At 62.2% G+C, this 15,869-nt stretch carries 16 protein-coding genes and 2 pseudogenes; 9 read left to right on the top strand and 9 right to left on the bottom strand.

Going from position 1 to position 15,869, the window contains the following annotated elements:
- Positions 1-71: 71 nt before the first annotated feature.
- Positions 72-1,550: a thiol-disulfide oxidoreductase gene (locus EJ066_RS08610; RefSeq protein WP_126036751.1), complete on the bottom strand. Its 1,479-nt coding sequence runs from the start codon at positions 1,548-1,550 to the stop codon at positions 72-74.
- A 235-nt stretch (positions 1,551-1,785) separates the two neighbouring features.
- Positions 1,786-2,022 (bottom strand): annotated as a pseudogene (locus EJ066_RS31780) (DDE-type integrase/transposase/recombinase); the annotation flags it as partial.
- A gap of 164 nt (positions 2,023-2,186) precedes the next feature.
- On the opposite strand from EJ066_RS31780, the gene argB reads away from it, so the two are divergent.
- Positions 2,187-3,080, top strand: coding sequence for an acetylglutamate kinase (gene argB, locus EJ066_RS08600; RefSeq protein WP_126036749.1), 894 nt, complete (start codon positions 2,187-2,189; stop codon positions 3,078-3,080).
- A gap of 62 nt (positions 3,081-3,142) precedes the next feature.
- Here the strand turns inward: argB and EJ066_RS08595 are convergent, their stop codons facing one another.
- On the bottom strand, positions 3,143-3,619 hold the full coding sequence (locus EJ066_RS08595; RefSeq protein WP_126036747.1) for an Lrp/AsnC family transcriptional regulator: 477 nt from the start codon (positions 3,617-3,619) through the stop codon (positions 3,143-3,145).
- 141 nt (positions 3,620-3,760) lie between these two features.
- Here EJ066_RS08595 and phhA point away from each other — a divergent pair, with 141 nt between their 5' ends.
- Positions 3,761-4,597 carry a phenylalanine 4-monooxygenase gene (phhA, locus tag EJ066_RS08590; RefSeq protein WP_126036745.1) on the top strand — a complete coding sequence of 279 codons (837 nt, stop codon included), beginning with the start codon at positions 3,761-3,763 and terminating at the stop codon, positions 4,595-4,597.
- A 56-nt stretch (positions 4,598-4,653) separates the two neighbouring features.
- Here the strand turns inward: phhA and EJ066_RS08585 are convergent, their stop codons facing one another.
- From EJ066_RS08585 to EJ066_RS08575, 3 genes are all read right to left on the bottom strand, one after another.
- Positions 4,654-6,093: a GMC family oxidoreductase gene (locus tag EJ066_RS08585; RefSeq protein WP_126036743.1), complete on the bottom strand. Its 1,440-nt coding sequence runs from the start codon at positions 6,091-6,093 to the stop codon at positions 4,654-4,656.
- Positions 6,090-6,245 (bottom strand): hypothetical protein, encoded by a 156-nt coding sequence (locus EJ066_RS08580; protein ID WP_126036741.1) that lies wholly within the window; start codon positions 6,243-6,245, stop codon positions 6,090-6,092. The genes EJ066_RS08585 and EJ066_RS08580 overlap by 4 nt, the downstream gene beginning before the upstream one ends.
- A gap of 96 nt (positions 6,246-6,341) precedes the next feature.
- Positions 6,342-7,103, bottom strand: a complete 762-nt coding sequence (locus tag EJ066_RS08575) for a GGDEF domain-containing protein (protein WP_126036739.1) — start codon at positions 7,101-7,103, stop codon at positions 6,342-6,344.
- A 162-nt stretch (positions 7,104-7,265) separates the two neighbouring features.
- Here EJ066_RS08575 and EJ066_RS08570 point away from each other — a divergent pair, with 162 nt between their 5' ends.
- On the top strand, positions 7,266-7,973 hold the full coding sequence (locus EJ066_RS08570) for a pyrimidine 5'-nucleotidase (protein ID WP_126036737.1): 708 nt from the start codon (positions 7,266-7,268) through the stop codon (positions 7,971-7,973).
- Between the two features lie 102 nt (positions 7,974-8,075).
- On the opposite strand, the gene EJ066_RS08565 is transcribed toward EJ066_RS08570, so the two are convergent.
- Positions 8,076-8,915, bottom strand: a complete 840-nt coding sequence (locus EJ066_RS08565; protein ID WP_126036735.1) for an LOG family protein — start codon at positions 8,913-8,915, stop codon at positions 8,076-8,078.
- A gap of 144 nt (positions 8,916-9,059) precedes the next feature.
- On the opposite strand from EJ066_RS08565, the gene dapD reads away from it, so the two are divergent.
- From dapD to EJ066_RS08550, 3 genes are all read left to right on the top strand, one after another.
- Positions 9,060-9,914 carry a 2,3,4,5-tetrahydropyridine-2,6-dicarboxylate N-succinyltransferase gene (gene dapD / locus EJ066_RS08560; RefSeq protein ID WP_126036733.1) on the top strand — a complete coding sequence of 285 codons (855 nt, stop codon included), beginning with the start codon at positions 9,060-9,062 and terminating at the stop codon, positions 9,912-9,914.
- Between the two features lie 109 nt (positions 9,915-10,023).
- A complete protein-coding gene (locus tag EJ066_RS08555; RefSeq protein WP_245455102.1) occupies positions 10,024-10,311 on the top strand; it encodes a DUF805 domain-containing protein in 288 nt (95 codons plus the stop codon).
- Positions 10,312-10,628: 317 nt separating this feature from the next.
- Positions 10,629-11,729, top strand: coding sequence for a GGDEF domain-containing protein (locus EJ066_RS08550; RefSeq protein WP_126036729.1), 1,101 nt, complete (start codon positions 10,629-10,631; stop codon positions 11,727-11,729).
- A 97-nt stretch (positions 11,730-11,826) separates the two neighbouring features.
- Here the strand turns inward: EJ066_RS08550 and EJ066_RS08545 are convergent, their stop codons facing one another.
- On the bottom strand, positions 11,827-12,861 hold the full coding sequence (locus tag EJ066_RS08545; protein ID WP_126036726.1) for a 2-dehydropantoate 2-reductase: 1,035 nt from the start codon (positions 12,859-12,861) through the stop codon (positions 11,827-11,829).
- 116 nt (positions 12,862-12,977) lie between these two features.
- Here EJ066_RS08545 and dapE point away from each other — a divergent pair, with 116 nt between their 5' ends.
- From dapE to EJ066_RS08530, 3 genes and pseudogenes are all read left to right on the top strand, one after another.
- Positions 12,978-14,177 (top strand): succinyl-diaminopimelate desuccinylase, encoded by a 1,200-nt coding sequence (gene dapE / locus EJ066_RS08540; protein WP_126036724.1) that lies wholly within the window; start codon positions 12,978-12,980, stop codon positions 14,175-14,177.
- Between the two features lie 2 nt (positions 14,178-14,179).
- The gene (locus EJ066_RS08535; protein ID WP_126036721.1) at positions 14,180-14,785 is read left to right on the top strand and encodes a transporter; all 606 of its coding nucleotides are present in this window, start codon (positions 14,180-14,182) and stop codon (positions 14,783-14,785) included.
- Between the two features lie 39 nt (positions 14,786-14,824).
- Positions 14,825-15,053, top strand: a pseudogene (locus EJ066_RS08530) (type II toxin-antitoxin system ParD family antitoxin).
- Positions 15,054-15,102: 49 nt separating this feature from the next.
- Here the strand turns inward: EJ066_RS08530 and truA are convergent.
- Positions 15,103-15,861, bottom strand: a complete 759-nt coding sequence (gene truA / locus EJ066_RS08525) for a tRNA pseudouridine(38-40) synthase TruA (RefSeq protein WP_126036719.1) — start codon at positions 15,859-15,861, stop codon at positions 15,103-15,105.
- Positions 15,862-15,869 lie beyond the last annotated feature (8 nt).

Genomic DNA, 15,869 nt, shown 5'->3' with positions numbered 1-15,869 from the left:
TCCAAAATATCGGGCTGGATTGATCAACGGCCTGGATCGGTCGAACATTCCGGCGGCCCGCGGGGCAGTTGTCAGTGGGTGCAGACCTTCGGCCGCGAGAAATCCACAAGCTTGAAAACCAGGAACTTGCGCTCAAGGACGTTGGGCATGTCGTCCGCAAAGGTCGCCGCCTTCGCGCGCGTGACCGTCTCGCCGTCCTTCACATAGGTTACCCAGGCCTCGGGATTCCAGCGGAGACGTCTCTTCAGATCGAGCAGGATGTGGTAATTGCCCGCCCGCGACTGCCGGACGAGATAGGGCTCCGAGGAATCGACGATTTTCACCACCTCGTTCTGATAGTTGAACAGGTATGGCGGTTTGGTGAAGAGCAGATGGTTGGTCTGGCCGCCTTCCGTATGCAGATTGCTGAACATGTTGATCGAGCTCTCTGTCTTTAGCCCGACATAGGGCGATAGACAGGAGAGAAAGAACATGCCCGGCACCAAATAGACCCACAGTGGCCGGCGCGGCGCGGAAACGTTCTGGCAAGGCAGGTTCTGCAGGGCCACATAGGCCAGCACGATCATCGCCACGCCGCCCACTACCGCCCAAATGAGGATCCAGACGGAGTGGACCATCATGTCGAAAGAGCCCCTGGGATAAGCGTAATGGAGGAGCATGACGACGGTGACCGTGAACAGCAAAACCGCTCCGCCCGGCACCAAGATCCCGATCCGCCCGAACGTTACGCGTAACGGATTGGCCGCTCCCAGCAAGATGCGATAGAGCGCCTGGCTGGCGGGCGCGGGGATGCTCAGCACATATAGCGCGAACACCAGGCTGGAAAAGTCCATGTACCAGGAATAGGCCGAGATCGGGATCACGTAGTGGAAGACGAGCGCGAGGATGAACCCCACGGCGAAATAGCGCTTCCAGTAAAGCGAGACGATGGCAATGGCCTCGATGACGAAGGTGACGTAAATCGCCAGATACCGGCCGAAGAGATTGTCCTCGAGCCCGAACGGACGCGCGAGTGGCGTGTAGAGACCGACGGCGCAACTCACGGAAGGGTCGAGGAAGTCCGTGTTGATCTTGTGGAAGATGCCGTAGAAATACATGATGGCGAGCAGCGACCGGGCGACGACGCGGATCTGTTCATAAAGCGCCATGCGGTCTATGGAGCCGCCGCGGCCCGCCCGCAGATAGAGAACCGCTACGCTGAGCAGGATAGCCCCATCCATTACCGCAGCGATCGTCTTGTTGTTGGAGGCGACCGGCATTCGCAGGGCATAGAGCGTAAGCGAAACTAACACGAGCCCGATCAGAAGGTCCGTCCGTCGCGGATGGAGTAAGAGAAGCAGGCTGAACAGGACCACGCCCCAGCTCAGAACGGCATAGAGAAGTCCTTTGTAGCCTATCAGGCCATAGGTATCGCCGGCGATGCTGAAGATAGCGGCCCCTGCCCAGAAGGGGGTGAAAGCAGTCAGGCCGTCATATGCGTGGTCGAGATATTTGACTTTCGCGATCTTTCCGCGACCAAAATTCCACAAGGGTATCGCGCTTGTCGTCATCACGAATTCCGCCGCCTTGCCAGAAACATTGGCCCACGCTACGCGGAAACATTTCTGAGTTCTAAATAACAGTCAACTCGAAGCTAATTGCTATCAGTGTCAGCAGTTCGGGTAACCAAGATGGCGCGACATAACCGCCTTTCAGCGACGCGACTAGGATGTATACCTCGTCCCAATACTCGAATTGGTGATGCCAGGTTAAGTCTGCTAGGGCAATCCTGGTGGATGCCGGGCTTCAAGCAGCAACATCGGTGACGGATTTCTGATGTGCAAGTGCACGTATGCGATGAATGTGGATTACAAGGGCGTTGCATCTGATCCGAGGCGGCACGAAGAGATTGCGGACCGCGGAGAAAGCTGAGAGGAACTGTTGAAGGCTTCCCGATGATCGAAATGTTTGCATCACGGGCTTCCGTTTTCGCAGCGGCAGATGCGAGTTCTCCGCTCGATTGTTTAATCCTTTGTGAGATCGCCGCGCAAATGGAAAGGATTTCGGGCTGATTGGTGCTGCGGGCGCCGCTGCAGAGGCCGGCATAAAGACGCACCGATTTGATCATTGTGACAGCAAAGCTGTTTGCGGCCTGCCGTAATTCCCGCTAAGACGCCGCCGTTCATGCCAAGCTGGGAACCATGCCGATGACGGACCTCGCCGCCACCGCCGAAATGCAGGCCGCGCTGCTTTCGAGGGCGCTGCCCTACATGCAGCGCTACGAGAACAAGACGGTCGTGGTGAAATATGGCGGCCACGCCATGGGCGACAATGCGCTCGGCAAGGCCTTCGCCCGCGACATCGCGTTGCTGAAACAATCCGGCGTCAACCCGATCGTCGTGCATGGCGGCGGGCCGCAGATCGGCGCCATGCTGACCAAGATGGGCATCGAATCGAAATTCGAGGGCGGCCTGCGCGTCACCGACCAGACGACGGTCGAGATCGTCGAGATGGTACTGGCCGGCTCGATCAACAAGGAGATCGTCGCGCTGATCAATGCCGAGGGCGAATGGGCGATCGGCCTGTGCGGCAAGGACGGCAACATGGTTTTCGCCGAAAAGGCGCGCAAGACCATGATCGACCCGGACTCCAACATCGAGCGCGTGCTCGATCTCGGCTTCGTCGGCGAGCCGATCGAGGTCGACCGCACGCTCCTCGACCTTCTGGCGCGGTCCGAAATGATCCCGGTGCTGGCGCCGGTGGCGCCGGGCCGCGACGGCCACACCTACAACATCAATGCCGACACCTTCGCCGGCGCCATTGCCGGCGCCTGCCAGGCGACACGCCTGTTGTTCCTCACCGACGTGCCCGGCGTGCTCGACAAGGACAAGAAGCTCATCGACGAGCTGACCGTGGCCGAGGCAAAGGCCCTGATCCGCGACGGCACGGTGTCGGGCGGCATGATCCCCAAGGTCGAGACCTGCATCGAGGCGATCGAGCGCGGCGTCGAAGGCGTCGTCATCCTCAACGGCAAGACGCCGCATTCGGTGCTGCTCGAGCTGTTTACCGAACATGGCGCCGGCACGCTGATCGTGCCGTGAGGGGCGCAGGCTGACGGGTTTGTTCGACAGCGGAAATCCAGGGGTGCAGGCGTCCGGCAGGCTCATCGCCTGAGGTGCCCAAGCGGGACGTGGCCCGGCCCCTTGATGTTCTGCAGGACAAGCTGCGTGTGGACGTCGCGCACGCCGTCGAGCCGCATCAGCCGGTGCATGACGAAGGCATTGAGGTCGTCGACAGACGGCACCATCACATGCAGCAGGAAATCGTGGTCGCCGGTCATCGTCCAGCATGACGAGACCTCGTCCATGCGCTGCACGGCGGCGATGAAGGTTTCGGGCGAGCCGTCGCTGTGGCTCACCAGGCGCACCTGGATAAACACCTCGACCATCAGGCCGACGGCGCGGCGGCTGAGCACGGCGGCAAAACCCTTGATGACGCCGGCGCCCTGAAGGCCCTCGAAGCGGCGCGCGCACGGTGTCGTCGACAGGCCGATCTCCTGCGCCAGTTCGGACACCGGCTTGCGCCCGTCGCGCTGCAGGATATCGAGCATCTTGATCTCGAAATCGTCGAACTGAGGCATTTTCACCTCTCCAATGGCGTTACTGTGATGACTTTTACCTCCAATCCTGCATTCGGACCATCATCAAAGCTGATTTGCCTCGCCGCATTCGGCTATCTCTTAGGGGAATTCGCCGGTTCATAAGTTGCGAGGAGAAGAGCCATGACGATAAACGTTGCCGAGTACGCAAGGGAATGCGCGGCGCAAGGCCTTCGCGGCGACTATTCGGTCTGCCGTGCCGACTTCACCGTGGCGCAGCATTACGATTACAGCGCTGAAGAGCAGGCCGTATGGCGCACGCTGTGCGACCGCCAGACAAAGCTGACGCAGAAGCTGGCGCATCAGTCCTATCTCGACGGCGTCGCCGCGCTTGGCCTTCTCGACAAGATCCCGGATTTCGGCTCGGTCAGCGAAAAGCTGCGCAAGCTCACCGGCTGGGAGATCGTCGCCGTGCCGGGCCTTATCCCCGCCGCGCCGTTCTTCGTCCATCTCGCCAGTCGCCGCTTTCCAGTCACCAACTGGCTGCGGACGCGGCAGGAGCTCGACTACATCGTCGAGCCGGATATGTTCCACGACTTCTTCGGCCATGTGCCGGCGCTTGCCCAGCCGGTCTTTGCCGACTTCATGCAGATGTATGGCGAAAAGGCCGAGCATCTGATCGCGCTTGGCGGCGACGAGATGATCAGCCGCCTCTACTGGTACACTGTCGAATACGGGCTGATCCAGGAAGCAGGCCAACCGTTGAAGGCTTTCGGCGCCGGACTGATGTCATCGTTTGCGGAACTTCAGTTCGCGATCGAAGGCAAGGATGCGCACCATGTCCCCTTCGATCTGGAAACGGTCATGCGCACCAGCTACGAGATCGACAAGTTCCAGCGCGCCTATTTTGTACTGCCGTCCTTCGACGTCTTGCGCGATGCCTTCCAGAACGTCGCCGGCCTGGCAGCGATCGTCGGACGCCACAAGGGCAAGCCGGCGCTCGACCCTGCGAAACTTTAGAACGACCGACACTCTATTTTTGCTTGAGCATCGGATTGCTCATTGCCGCCGGCCGGCTATGCGCCGATTACCTTGCCGAGGTGGTCGCCCAGCCGGCAGGCCAATGCTGTGATCGTCGTCGTCGGATTGCATTCGCCGGACGTGCAAAACACCGAGGAGCCGCCGACATAGAGATTGTCCATGCCGTGTACCTTTGAGTTGGCGTCCACCACGCTCTTGGTCACGTCCGCGCCCATGCGCGTGCCGCCCATGTGGTGGTGGCCGGCCAATTCCTCGTTCGTCGGATAGTCCCCGCCATTGGTGAGCCAGTCGGCGATGCGCACCCGGCCAAGATCCTTCTGGACAAGCGTCGTGCCGAACAGCCTCAGGCCCTCCAGGAGCGTGCGGCGCTCCAGTTCCGACTTTTTCCAGTGCAGCTCGATGCGTGGCGCGCCGGCGTGGTCGACATCGGTTTTCGACAATAGAATCTGGTTCGAGGCCCGCGGCGCCTGTTCCCAGGTGACATAGAGCTGGGCGGCGCAGCGCAGGTTCTGGCTGAGCTGATAGGATACCCATTCAGCCATCTCAGGCGCCGTGCAGGCGAGGTCGGCGATGATGCTTTTGATGCCGGGATACGGCGTCTCGATCAGCCTGATGCCGAAGTTCATGATCTCAAGGCGCTCCATGGCCGCCAGCGTCGGCGAGAAGAAAGCCTCGTTGGTGGCGTCGACCTCAAACTCGCTATAATCGGCGAGGATGGCATTGCCGCCTTCGAAGGTCGGATGCTCCATCCAGTAGCGGCCGAGTGCCGTTGCATTCGGCACCACACCGCCGTTCGAGCGTTGGTTCGACCATAGGAGCAATCGTGAGTTTTCCAAGCCACCGGTGCAGACGACGAAATAATCGGCGGTGAAGGAACCGGCATCCTTGCCGTTCGACCACAGTTTGGCGCCGGTCACTCTCTTGCCGTCACCAGCGAGTTCGGTGGCATAGGTGTTGAGCACCACGGCGACGTTCCTGCTCTTGTCGAGTTCGTCGGCAAATTTTTCACCGAAACGCACGGCCGGGCTCTTGATCAGCTGCACCCAGCGAATGTCGTCCGAGACCGGCACATCCGGCCGGAAATCGGGAAGTTCGAGAATTTCGTGGACTTCAGGCAGATAGGGCTCGATGTCGGCGCGACTGATTGGCCAGCCGGTATCCGACGCCCAGGCCTTCGGCTCGAAATCTTGGCTGTCGAGCACGCGGCACCAGCCGGCCCAGTGATTGGAGCTACCGCCCATGAAGCGCAGCCGGGTGATGTCAAGGTCGAAATAGGGGTCGCCGACCGTAACGCCACGGTAGAAATCCTGTGAGCCATCGCTGAACTCGCGGGAGCCGGCCTCCAGCACCACAACCGGAATGCCGGCCGCGCCAAGCTTCCTGGCGATCGTGGTGCCGGCCGGCCCGGAGCCGAGGATGCAGACCTTGGCGGTGAAATTCACCGCTCGAAATGCCTCGTAGCTGTCGAAGATCACGTGAGGTCGCCCCGCTTGAGGATCCAACCATTGACCTCGACGATGGCATCCGGATCGGCATCGGGCGGCTTGCGGAACAGCGACAGGGCCGGCAACGCGATCAGCGCCTGCATGATCGTGCGGCGCGATATCTTCCTGGTGAAGAAACTCATGACACGTCTCTTGATGGGGGCTTCGACCCACGCATGGCGTTCCCTGAACGGCACATGCTCGCCAAGAGTTAGGATTTTCTTAACGAGCGAGACCGCTCAGGCCGCTTCGGAAACGTCCCTGTCCAGGATGGTCCGATTGCGGCCGCTGTGCTTGGCCTGGTAAAGGCGCTGGTCGGCGGCACGCATCAGATCCGATACGGCCGCATCTTCGCCGCAGGTGACGCCGCCGATGCTGACGGTGAGGGGGATGGTCCGCTCATCGACGGGGCGGAAGCGGATCAGCTCGACTTCACGGCGGATGCGCTCGGCGACGCGTTTGGCTTCCTGTTCGGTGGCGCCGACCAGAAACGCGCCGAATTCCTCGCCGCCAATGCGGCCGATCACGTCGCCGCTGCGCACGCCGCGCTCGATCGCATTTGCGATGAGGAGCAGCGCGTCGTCGCCGGTCAGATGACCGTAGCTGTCGTTGATGATCTTGAAATGGTCGGCATCGATGATCAGCAACGTACCGCGATCGGATTTACGCCGGGAGGCGTCGAGCGCCGCAAAGAAGCTCTCGCGGTTGAGCATGCCGGTCATGTCGTCGCGGCTCGCCTTTTCGGAAAGACGCCGATGCGCGGCGGCGAGTTGCGCGTGAGCGCGGGCGAGCTCGCGATGGGCGCTCTTCAGCCTTTCGCCCTGCCAGAACGTGTGGCCGCTGGCGATCCAGGCGAGCGCGAGCGGGCAGACCGTGGATGTCAGCCACATCGTGCGGTTGAACGGAAAGCCCATCGCCGGGACGACGATCAGCGTCAACAGAAGCGAGACCGCGAGGGAGGCGAAAGCGACGGCGGCGGACTTCAGAAATATGCGGCTCATCGCTTGCTTCCCACTGGACTGCCTCTGTGCCAGCAAGCCCTGAATGCCACCTTTCGGCGATGCCTAAAATTTGAATCGTTGTGCCACTTTGGCCCCTCGCAACGCGCATAAGTTGTGGATAAAGCCTCTGCCAAAAGCACCGTTTCGTGCCATAAGGGCTGCATGACCACGTTCCTGGACCCCGCCCGCTTTGCCCATGTCACCGACTGGGTGTTCGACCTCGACAACACGCTCTATCCGCACCATTCGAATCTGTTCTCGCAGATCGACGTGAAGATGACCGCCTATATCGGGGAACTGCTGACGCTGCCGCGCGACGATGCCCGCAAGCTGCAGAAGGAACTTTACCGGGAATACGGCACGACGCTGAACGGTCTGATGACGCGCCACGGCATCGATCCCGATGACTTTCTCGAGAAGGTCCATGACATCGACTATTCCTGGCTGGTGCCCGATCCTGTTCTTGGTACCGCCATCCGCCAGCTTCCCGGCCGCAAGTTCATCTTCACCAATGGCGACCGCAGGCATGCCGAACGCACCGCGCGCCAACTCGGCATCCTCGACCATTTCGACGACATCTTCGACATCGTCGCCGCCGGGCTGAACCCCAAGCCGGCACGCCAGACCTACGAGAAGTTTGCGGAACTCCACGCCGTCACCGGCCACAATGCGGTGATGTTCGAGGATCTGGCCCGCAACCTGTCCGTGCCGAAATCGCTGGGCATGACTACGGTGCTGGTCGTGCCGCGCAACTTCGAGCCCACCTTCTCGGAAATCTGGGAACGTGACCCGGCCAACGAGGACGACGTGGATTTCGTCACCGACGATCTCGCCGAATTCCTCACCGCGATCGTCGAGGTTCCAGCCTGAAGCCGCCTACCGCCTGATCGGCGCTTTTGTTTCATTGGGGGCTTGATCAGGGCAATCGCTTCGGAAAAAAGATAGCCCGGTCGGCCACGCGACCGGCAGCCCTCAAAGCTCGTAGAAGCGGCTGATAATCCCCCAGGCTTCGTCGGCGGTGTCGACCAAATCGATGATGTCCTGGTCGCCGGGGGTGATCGTGCCTTGCTCGGCGAGGAAGTCGAGGTCGATCGCCTTTTTCCAGAAAGCCCTGCCGAACAGGATCACCGGCACGCGTTCCATGCGGCCGGTCTGGATCAGGGTCAGCGTCTCGAAGAATTCATCCATCGTGCCGAAGCCGCCCGGAAACACCGCGACAGCCTTGGCGCGCATGACGAAATGCATCTTGCGGACCGCGAAATAGTGGAAATTAAAACAGAGTTCCGGCGTCACATAGGCATTCGGCGCCTGCTCGTGCGGCAATACGATGTTGAGGCCGATCGACGGTGCGCCGACATCGTCGGCGCCGCGGTTGCCTGCTTCCATGACGCCGGGTCCGCCGCCTGTCACCACGACGAATTCGCGATAATAGGAAGCGGCCGACTGCTGCGAGCAGAGGCGGGCGAACCTGCGCGCCTCCTCGTAATATTTGCTGTTTTCCTCGAGGTTTCTCTTCTGCGTCTCGTTCTTGGCCGCCCAGGCTTCACCGCCCGGCTCGGGGATACGCGCCCCGCCGAACAGGATGACGGTCGAATGGATGCCGCGTTCGGCCAGGATCATCTCCGGCTTCAGGAGTTCGAGCTGCAGCCGCACCGCACGCAATTCGCGCCGTGTCATGAAATCGGGATCGTTCCAGGCCAACCGATAGGTCTCGGCGCGCGTCTGCGGCGTGTCCGGCACGCTTTTCGACCGCTCCAGATCCTCGTCCGAATGCGGCAGCGGCGTCCACCCCGCCTTTTCCATGGGGTTCATATTACCTACCCGTCCAAATCATTCACTTGCGCCGTCCCGTGACGCAGCCGCGATTGACCCCTACTCGACCTTCACATAGGGTCCGCGCGACTTTCAAACAGGTTAAGGCGCGGCCCCTTAACAGCTTGGTAATGGAGCGAATTCATGTCGAAGCCCGATCTGGCGAGTCTCGAAAACACCATCGAAAAAGCCTTCGAGGAACGCGACGCGATTTCGACGGCAACCCGCGGCGCGACGCGCGATGCCATCCAGTCGGCGCTCGACCTGCTCGACCGCGGCATCGCCCGCGTCGCCGAGCGCCAGGCCGACGGCACATGGCATGTCAACCAATGGCTGAAGAAAGCGGTGCTGTTGTCGTTCCGGCTCAATCCGATGGAGATCATCGGGGGCGGTCCCGGCCAGGCCGTGTGGTGGGACAAGGTGCCGTCGAAATTCGACGGCTGGAGTGCCGTCGATTTCGAGAAGGCAGGCTTCCGCGCCGTGCCGTCATCGATCGTGCGGCGTTCGGCCTATGTCGCGCCGGGTGCCGTGCTGATGCCGTCCTTCGTCAATGTCGGCGCCTATGTCGACAGCGGCACCATGGTCGACACATGGGCCTCGGTCGGCTCCTGTGCGCAGATCGGCAAGAACGTGCATCTGTCGGGCGGCGTCGGCATCGGCGGCGTGCTGGAGCCGATGCAGGCCGGCCCCACCATCATCGAGGACAATTGCTTCATCGGCGCGCGCTCCGAAGTGGTCGAAGGCTGCATCGTGCGCGAGGGCTCGGTGCTCGGCATGGGCGTCTTCATCGGCCAGTCGACCAAGATCGTCGACCGTGCCACCGGCGAGGTCTTCTACGGCGAAGTGCCGGCCAATTCCGTCGTCGTCGCCGGCTCGCTGCCCGGCAAGCCATTGCCCAATGGCGAGCCCGGTCCGAGCCTCTACTGCGCCGTCATCGTCAAGCGGGTCGATGCCAGGACCCGTTCCAAAACCTCGATCAATGAACTGCTTCGCGATTGATCCTTGAAGAAACGGACGCACCCGATTGCCCGACAGACCTCGATTTCTATGGCTTTTCTTCAGCCTTTCCGGGCGAGTGAATCCCAGTGCCTATGTTTTGGCTGGTCTTTTGCCCCTCCTCGTTCAACTTTTCCTGCTCTACCAGTTCTCGCGGACGCCACTCGGCACCGCCGCAAGTCAGTACTGGGCGCTCGCCTGGTGGATCGCCGTGGTTGTCTCGACATGGTCGACCTTTGCGCTGACGGCGAAGCGGTTCCATGATTTCGGCAAGCCTACCTACTACGCATTGATCTCTCTCGTCGTCGGCGCCATTCTCCTTGTCATCCTGGCCTTTTTCAAAAGTGATCCCGGACCCAACCGCTACGGCAAACGCACCAATGCACCGGCCGAACGCTGAGGGTCGGTCGGATATCTCGCTATGCGCTACCGCTCGCTTGATTCGAAACTGATCATCGAAACCGCCGGGCGACTGGAAAAATGCGTCGCCGACCGTTTTCCCGATGCAGGCTTGCGTGGAGGATCACGCTGATCGACGGTCCCCTGCGGTCGGCAGACACCTAAGCGAATCTTAATTACCTTGGTCCAGCATGCCCGTGGAGACTGTGTCGGCAGACACGGAGCACTCGACTGGCACACGACGAAACCCTGGCCAATCCGAAAGCACGCGCAAAGCGAAGCACCGGCGCGCGGCTGTTCGCCTGGTTTTCTTCGCCGATGAGAGCGGAACCGGAAACTGTCCGCGCACGGCTTCTCGACACCACCTTCGACCGCAAATTCGCTGTCCTTTTCGGCACCATCAGCGTCCTGGTGCTGGCAGTCAGCGCGGCGGTCGTCACCGGCGACTGGTGGCCTTACGCCTGGATAGCGGCCGACCTCATCCTATTTGCCGTCCGCTTCCTGCTGATGCGGGAGTGCGAGCAGGCCCGCAAGCGCGGGAGAAAGGGGCCGCTGGCAGCCCTGATGGCCGCCGGCGGCGTGTGGTCGGTGATTTTCGGCCTCGGCTGCTATGGCTGCGTCGCCAGCGGGCATATGGCGCTCGCCGTGCTGGCTGGCTTGAACGTCGCAGGCGTCGTCGGCGTGGTGTCGTCACGCAACGCAGCGACCCCGCGCTACGCCATATTCGTCATGCTTGCCGTAAGCCTGCCTTATCTGGTTGGCGCGCTGCTTTCTCCGGCGCCCGGAATGTCGATCGTCGGAATTCAAATGCCGTTCTATGTGGCCGGCGTCATCGTCGTGCTGCTTCAGAACCATGCGATCAATGCCCGCATGATCCGCGCCGAACTGGACAATCGCGATCTGGCCATCAAGGACGCGCTGACCGGCCTGCCAAACCGCATCTTCCTTCAGGAAAGACTGCGCGACATGTGCGGCGAGCTTGCGGCGCCGGCCGCGAATGGCGGCAGGCCGTTTGCCGTTCTCAGCATGGATCTCGACGGCTTCAAGCACGTCAATGACCGCTTCGGCCACGCGATCGGCGATATCCTGCTGCGCAAGGTGGCCGAACGATTGAAACGCGCTTTCCGAGCGGAGGATATGGTCTTTCGCATCGGAGGTGACGAATTCGTCATCCTGCTGCCCGGCACATCCGAGATCGAAGCCACCTACCTGGCAAAACGGGCCATCGAGAAGATTTCACTGCCTTTCGACCTTGGCGTGGGCACCGCCATACACATCGGGATGAGTATCGGAAGCGCTTTCGCGCCTGCCGACGGCGGCGAGCCGGAAGTTCTCCTCACCTGTTCAGATCACGCGCTCTACGAAGCCAAGCGCACCGGCAAGGGTCGTTACCGCGCGCATGTGCGGGCCGCGAACTGACGATCCCACCGGCCCCTGGGGCACACCGATCCCTGGGGCACACCGATCATTGGGGCACACCGATCCCTAGGGCACACCGATCCCTAGGGCACACCGATCATTGGGGGACATCCGCCGCGATGATGGCCTCGGGCGTCAGGCCGGGCGATCCACGCCTTTCCTGCTCTGCCTGGCGCACCAGCGCCGTGACCCGCCTTATCAGTGGTGCCGGCGTGCCCGCTCTGTCCGCCAGGCGCAGGATCGCGCCTTGCAATTCGTCGATCTCGGTCGGCCGGCCGCGCTGCAAATCGTCCCACATCGACGAGCGCGCTTCGGGATCGATCGCGAGCATACGCCGCGCCAGCATCTTGAACAGCCAGCCGGGCAGACGCAGCACTTTTGGCAACAGCGCCGGGCGCATGCCGACGATCCGCGCCGGTTCGATGTTCGAAGCCCGCATTGCCGCCAACGCCTCGTCGATCTGACCGGCCAGGATCAGCCGCCAGCGGCGGTCGGCCAATTGCGTTGCCAGCGGCAGGCCGCAAAGCGCCACCAGCGCGTTGTTTAGGTTGAACAGCAGCTTGCCCCACAGCACCGCCGTCATGTCGCCATGCGCGGTTACGGCAAACCCGTCGACATCGAGGAGATCGACGAGGCCAGCTACCCCGTCTTCGATCACCACCTTGCCTTCGCTGGCGCGATGCACGCGAAGCGGCAATTCGCCACCCGGCGACTGGACCACGTTGAACGGCACCATGCCGGCGAGCACACGCCGCCCGGCGAGCCCGGCCCGCAGCCTGTCGGCATTGTCGATGCCGTTCTGCAGGCTGACCACCACCGCGTCCGGGCGGGCATGGGCGGCAATGAGCGCCGCCATCTCTTGCGTCGCGCCGCTCTTGACCGTTACCAGGATCATTTCGGCACCAGGCAAGGCGACCGCCGGATCGGCGGTGACCGAAAGCGCGTCAGCCTCGATGAGACGGTCACGGCCATCAAGGTCGGTGACCCGCAATCCATGCTTCAGCAAGGCCTCGCCGATGCGCGGCCGTGCCAGCAGAATCACCTGCCGTCCGGCAAGCGCCAGGCAACCGCCGGCATAGCAACCGATGCTGCCGGCGCCGGCTACGACGATCCTTTGGTCGCCTCCGTCCATCCAATATCCCGTTCTGGCCTGCGACTATACGACCTGAAAACCATAATGTCGGCGGTATGTCTGGCCTTTATGTCTGACCGTGACAGGCCTTGCTCTTTCGACTATCGCTTTTGCCCATGACACTGCCAACCGATCCCGCCGACAACCTTGCCGCCCTCATCCGCTGCGCTTCCGTGACGCCCGCCGAGGGCGGTGCGCTGAGCACGCTGGAAGACATGCTGAAGCCGCTTGGTTTTGCGGTCGAGCGGCCCGTGTTTTCCGAGGACGGCACGCCCGATATCGAAAATCTCTATGCGCGGCGCTCCGGCAACGGTCCGCATCTGATGTTCGCCGGGCACACCGATGTGGTGCCGGTCGGCGACGAAGGCTCATGGACGCATCCGCCATTCGCTGCCGAGATCGCCAAGGGCGAGATGTTCGGTCGCGGCGCCGTCGACATGAAGGGCGGCATCGCCTGTTTCATCGCCGCGGTGGCGCGCCACGTCGGGTCGAAAGGTGGCCCGAAGGGCTCGGTCTCGCTGCTGATCACCGGCGACGAAGAAGGACCGGCCATCAACGGCACGATAAAGCTGCTCGAATGGGCGGCTGCCAGGGGCGAGAAATGGGACGCCTCGATCGTCGGCGAACCAACCAATCCCGACGCGCTCGGCGACATGATCAAGATCGGCCGGCGCGGCTCTTTGTCCGGCAGCATCATTGTCAACGGCCGGCAGGGCCACGCCGCCTATCCGCAGCTAGCTGACAACCCGGTGCGCGGGCTGATGACGCTGGTCGACGCCTTGCTGCATCCCGTCTTCGACAAGGGCACAAAGGATTTCCAGCCGACCAATTTGGAGGTGACCTCGATCGATGTCGGCAATCCGGCCACCAATGTCATTCCGGCGAAGGCGACCGCCATCTTCAACATCCGTTTCAACGACACATGGACGCCTGAGACCATCCAGGCAGAAATCCACAACCGCCTCGACCAGGCGGCGAAGCGCAAGAAATACCGGGCCGGCAAGACGACGCCGGTCGATTACGAGCTCGTCTGGCGCGACCGGCCGAGCCACGTCTTCCTGACCCGCGACGACCGGCTGATCGAAGCGCTCAGCGGTTCGGTCAAGGCGGTGATCGGCAGGAGACCGGCGCTTTCCACCTCCGGTGGCACCTCCGATGCGCGCTTCATCAAGGACTATTGTCCGGTGGTCGAGTTCGGGCTGGTCGGCAAGACCATGCACATGGTCGATGAACGCGTCGCGCTTGCCGACCTGGAGACGCTGACGCAGATCTATCAGCGCTTCATCGAAGACTGGTTCGAGCGAGGCGTATCTTAATCATGCTTTCGTCGGATGAAACATATGCTTCGCTGACCGGCGCCTGGCGGCTGATGCTCGGCAAGGCCGACGGGCTGCGCCTGCTCGACCTTTCGGCCGACGGTTTCTGGAATTCCTTTTTCGCCATCCTCGTCGCGGCACCGGCGCTGATCGTCGGTTGGGTCGGCCTTGCCAACGAGATCGGCGATCCGGATGCATTCGCCGGGCGCTTCAGCATGCTGATCCGCCTGGCGGCGGTCGACATCGGCGCCTGGGTATTGCCGCTTGTCGGCCTTGCCCTGGTCGCGCCCCGCGCAGGCATTGGCGGGCGTTTTGTCCACTATGTCGTCGCCAGCAACTGGGCGTCGGCAATCATCGCATGGATGATGCTACCGGCGGCGTTGATCAGGCTTTTCCTGCCGTCCACCAACGAGTTCGCCGTGCTGGCAGCGCTGCTTTTGTTTGCGCTGTCGATGGTCCTGACCTGGCGGATGACGAACGCCGCCATCGGCAGGGGCGCGGCTGTCGGCACCGCTGTCTTCGCCGGCATGTTTATGGCGTCGTTGGCGGTTTGGTTCGGCATGGAGGCGCTGCTCGGAATCGCCGTACCGAGCGGAACCGGGACCTGAAGCAAGTTTCGTCCAGGTGAATTTGAGCAAGCCGCTTTTATCGACCAACTCGTTCAGTCCGGCACCTATGCAACCAGCAGCGAAGTGATCCGCGCCGGGCTTCGCGCCCTTGCAAGAGCGCGATGCTGCCGTGGAACGTTGGCTGCGCGAGGAAGTCGCGCCGGCCTATGACGCCTGGAAGGCAGAGCCTGGTAGGAGTATTTCGCGGGAGGAGATGGCCGAACGCGCACGCAAGCGCCACGCTGCCCGCCTACAGAGGAATGCGTGAGGCGTGGAGCTGTCATTTATGCTCTAACTGATCGGCATATCCGGCCGCGTCATCCGGACGCCTGCGAATAGTCCACACCGACGAGAAAAAGTCCGTCGGGCGGCGCCACCTGGCCGCAGGCTGCACGGTCGCGCGCGTCGAGCGCCGCCTTCAGGTCGGCAATTGTCCAGCCGCCTTCACCAACGCGCTTCAGCGAGCCGACCATGGAGCGCACCTGATTGTGCAGGAACGAGCGCGCCGAGGCCCTCACTTCGATCACGTCGCCCACCCGGCTGACATCCAGCCGGTCGAGCGTCCGGATCGGGCTGTCGGCCTGGCATTGGGTCGAGCGGAACGTAGTGAAATCATGCCGCCCCAGCAGCACTTTTGCCGCCTCGTGCATCGCCTCGGCGTCGAGACGCTTCGGCACCCACCAGATCTTGCCCTTGTCGAGTGCCGCCGGCGCGCGCCGATTGACGATGCGGTAGAGATAGTGGCGGCCGGTTGCCGAGAAACGCGCATCGAAGCTATCCGGCACGACAGCCGCCTTGAGGATGGCGATGCGCGCCTTGGCCGTTTGCAGATGGGCGTTGACGGCGTCGCGCACCTTGTCATCAGGCCACACCTTGACGAGATCGACATGCGCCACCTGGCCGGTCGCATGCACGCCGGCATCGGTGCGGCCGGCGCCGCGCAGCGAGACCTCTTCGCCACAGAATTTCTCGATCGCCTGCTCGATCGCCTGCTGCACCGAAGGCCGGTCTGCCTGGCGCTGCCAGCCGGCATAGAGGCCGCCGTCATATTCGATGTCGAGGCGAAAACGCGGCATTCCTGAAG

The organism is Mesorhizobium sp. M9A.F.Ca.ET.002.03.1.2 (assembly GCF_003952365.1).
Taxonomy (GTDB): Bacteria; Pseudomonadota; Alphaproteobacteria; order Rhizobiales; family Rhizobiaceae; genus Mesorhizobium.
Note: the sequence above shows the minus strand (reverse complement) of the source record. Positions and strands in the feature narration are given on the sequence as shown.

Coding starts and splice junctions, on each gene's coding strand:
- EJ066_RS08610 (WP_126036751.1), bottom strand. CDS start 1,550: ATGACGACAAGCGCGATACCCTTGTGGAATTTTGGTCGCGGAAAGATC.
- argB (WP_126036749.1), top strand. CDS start 2,187: ATGACGGACCTCGCCGCCACCGCCGAAATGCAGGCCGCGCTGCTTTCG.
- EJ066_RS08595 (WP_126036747.1), bottom strand. CDS start 3,619: ATGCCTCAGTTCGACGATTTCGAGATCAAGATGCTCGATATCCTGCAG.
- phhA (WP_126036745.1), top strand. CDS start 3,761: ATGACGATAAACGTTGCCGAGTACGCAAGGGAATGCGCGGCGCAAGGC.
- EJ066_RS08580 (WP_126036741.1), bottom strand. CDS start 6,245: ATGAGTTTCTTCACCAGGAAGATATCGCGCCGCACGATCATGCAGGCG.
- EJ066_RS08575 (WP_126036739.1), bottom strand. CDS start 7,103: ATGAGCCGCATATTTCTGAAGTCCGCCGCCGTCGCTTTCGCCTCCCTC.
- EJ066_RS08570 (WP_126036737.1), top strand. CDS start 7,266: ATGACCACGTTCCTGGACCCCGCCCGCTTTGCCCATGTCACCGACTGG.
- EJ066_RS08565 (WP_126036735.1), bottom strand. CDS start 8,915: ATGAACCCCATGGAAAAGGCGGGGTGGACGCCGCTGCCGCATTCGGAC.
- dapD (WP_126036733.1), top strand. CDS start 9,060: ATGTCGAAGCCCGATCTGGCGAGTCTCGAAAACACCATCGAAAAAGCC.
- EJ066_RS08550 (WP_126036729.1), top strand. CDS start 10,629: ATGAGAGCGGAACCGGAAACTGTCCGCGCACGGCTTCTCGACACCACC.
- EJ066_RS08545 (WP_126036726.1), bottom strand. CDS start 12,861: ATGGACGGAGGCGACCAAAGGATCGTCGTAGCCGGCGCCGGCAGCATC.
- dapE (WP_126036724.1), top strand. CDS start 12,978: ATGACACTGCCAACCGATCCCGCCGACAACCTTGCCGCCCTCATCCGC.
- EJ066_RS08535 (WP_126036721.1), top strand. CDS start 14,180: ATGCTTTCGTCGGATGAAACATATGCTTCGCTGACCGGCGCCTGGCGG.
- truA (WP_126036719.1), bottom strand. CDS start 15,861: ATGCCGCGTTTTCGCCTCGACATCGAATATGACGGCGGCCTCTATGCC.